Origin of the sequence: Catenovulum agarivorans DS-2, from assembly GCF_000568405.1 — a bacterium.
Lineage (GTDB): Bacteria > Pseudomonadota > Gammaproteobacteria > Enterobacterales > Alteromonadaceae > Catenovulum > Catenovulum agarivorans_A.
Genome location: NZ_ARZY01000080.1, coordinates 1 through 2,263, shown reverse-complemented (window position 1 = coordinate 2,263; position 2,263 = coordinate 1). Strand labels below are relative to the sequence as shown.

1 protein-coding gene is annotated in these 2,263 nt (G+C 34.5%); it reads left to right on the top strand.

The genetic code is table 11. From position 1 onward, the window contains the following. Positions 1 to 411: 411 nt before the first annotated feature. Entirely contained in the window at positions 412 to 1,968 is a 1,557-nt protein-coding gene (locus tag DS2_RS19215; protein ID WP_035016707.1) for a Fic family protein, read from the top strand. The last annotated feature ends 295 nt before the right edge of the window (positions 1,969 to 2,263 follow it).

Sequence of the window (2,263 nt, the reverse complement as noted above, 5' to 3'; positions counted from 1 at the left end):
GAAAAGTGTCCGGCTGGAGTTGACCAGAACAGCGATGTATGGTTTTGCAGTTTGGACAGGCTAGTTTAATTGGTTTTGCCATCATCATATTGAGAACATCCAAGTAAAAAGAAAGTAAACGAGACCTCATAAAATACTAAATCAAATTAATGTCAGCATTCAATTCTAATCAATACTATTAAGATTTATACATCAGCACTTAAATTTATATGCTTGTACGTATTTTTATTCGTTTGTACGGTAATTTACGTGTTTGTCTGAGTTTTTATGTGTTTGGTAGGAATTTTATGTGATTGTTTTAATTTTTATGCGTATATTAAGAAAAGGTTCTTTACCTACACAACGCAAGTACAACCGAAATCATTTTAGTCAAATACAGAACAAAGTATAGCAAATTATAAAAGATTTATTATGAAACCTGTTGGATATAGTTTTTTAAACAGCTACTACACCTTAACGCTACCTAAATTAGGCTTGGAAGTTTACCAAGATCCGAATTCAGACAAAGGATATACTCAGACATTTGGAGCTTCAAACCGGAAAGTGCTATCCAAGTTTAATGGAATATCGGAATCACCATACGAGCAAATGGTTGCAGCTATTAAACATCAGGGGATTCGCTTACATTTTTTTGCTGCCATTTTCAAAGTTGTTGATGTTGTTGAATTTACCAATTTCATTCAACAAAAGCCTAACTCTAAATACAACCGAGTACTTTGGTATTTGTATGAGTGGATCACGGATAAAAAACTCGAATTGCCGGATTTAAAATCAGGTAATTACATTAATTTATTTGAAGATGAATTTTATTACACTGTTCACAACGGCGAGAAAGATAAACGTACCAAGGTGATTAACAACGCAATTGGCACAAGAGACTTTTGCCCAACAGTAAGAAAAACACCGCATATAAAAGAGCTAGCAAAAATCAACGTATACGAAACTGCTTACGCTGAAGTACAGAAGCTTGGTGAATATTTATCTGCAGATGTATTAAGCCGCTCTATCAACTACCTGTACACCAAAGAAACTAAGTCATCGACGGAAATTGAAAGAGAAAAGCCCGACAAACAAAAAATGCAGCGTTTCTTAAACTCGCTGAAAAATATCGGCCTATTCGCCTTAGACAAATCCAAATTAATTGATGTACAAAACCAAATTGTTGAAGACTCAGCAAAAGCAACAGATTATCGAACTTGCGAAGTATACGTGGGCAGCACTATTCAACGTTTTGGTTTTATAGACGAAGATGTTCATTACATAGGTGCAAAAGCTGAGCATGTACATAGCATGATGGATGGATTATTTAAAACGCATGAGCGTTTGATGTTAGACAATAACATGCCCGCGCTTATCCATGCTACGGTCATTTCATTTGGTGAAGTTTATATTCATCCATTTGACGATGGGAATGGAAGGATTCACCGTTACTTAATCCACGATGTAATGAAACAGCGAGAGCCAGAGCATAAATTTATCATTCCAATTTCAGCCGCGATATTAAAAAATACGGCTAAATATGATCAGGTGCTTGAAAGTATTTCAAAACCTTTAATGTCAATGTTGCGCTATGACCTTGATAGTGAAAACAACAACACGGTAGTCATTCACAATGACATTGACTATATGTATCGATACCCTGACTACACAGAGCATGTTCAATTTGTTTATGAAATGATGAATGCTGCGATTTCCACAGAATTAGTGGAGGAGATTGCGCTCATAATCACATTTGACGAAATTAAAAAATCTATCAATAAAATAGCTGATATACCTAATGCGCAACTAGATAAAATTGTGGGTATTATTATTAACGGTAAAGGCGTTGTGTCAAAAAGTAAACAAGCCTTTGTAAACCAATATATAGACAAAAATAGATTAGAAACCGTGCAGCAACAAGCAACATCTATAATCAGCTACATTGAGAAAACGATTAAAATAGATGTGCAAAAAATGATGTCTAAATAAGTTAGTGGTAGCTATCAACAATTTGAAAAGTTAGCTAGCTAGTTTTCATTGGTAGTCCGGCAATCATATTGAATATATGAAGGACAATCTTGAACAATAGAGTTAATCTACGAACCAAATAACCAAAAATGATGGTTTATGCAAAATTAGCATAAATAAATGGGATTAATTTTTAGTAACACCAGTAGTAACATCCTGATAGTTCAAACTTACTTTTTAGCATAAATATCAAACAGTTAAAACACAGATTCAGACGACCCCGGCCCACACGTTCCATATCGTTCGATAAATCACT

What these genes read in the sequence shown, in the direction of transcription:
- DS2_RS19215 (WP_035016707.1), top strand. Translation starts at nt 412, where the DNA reads ATGAAACCTGTTGGATATAGTTTTTTAAACAGCTACTACACCTTAACG.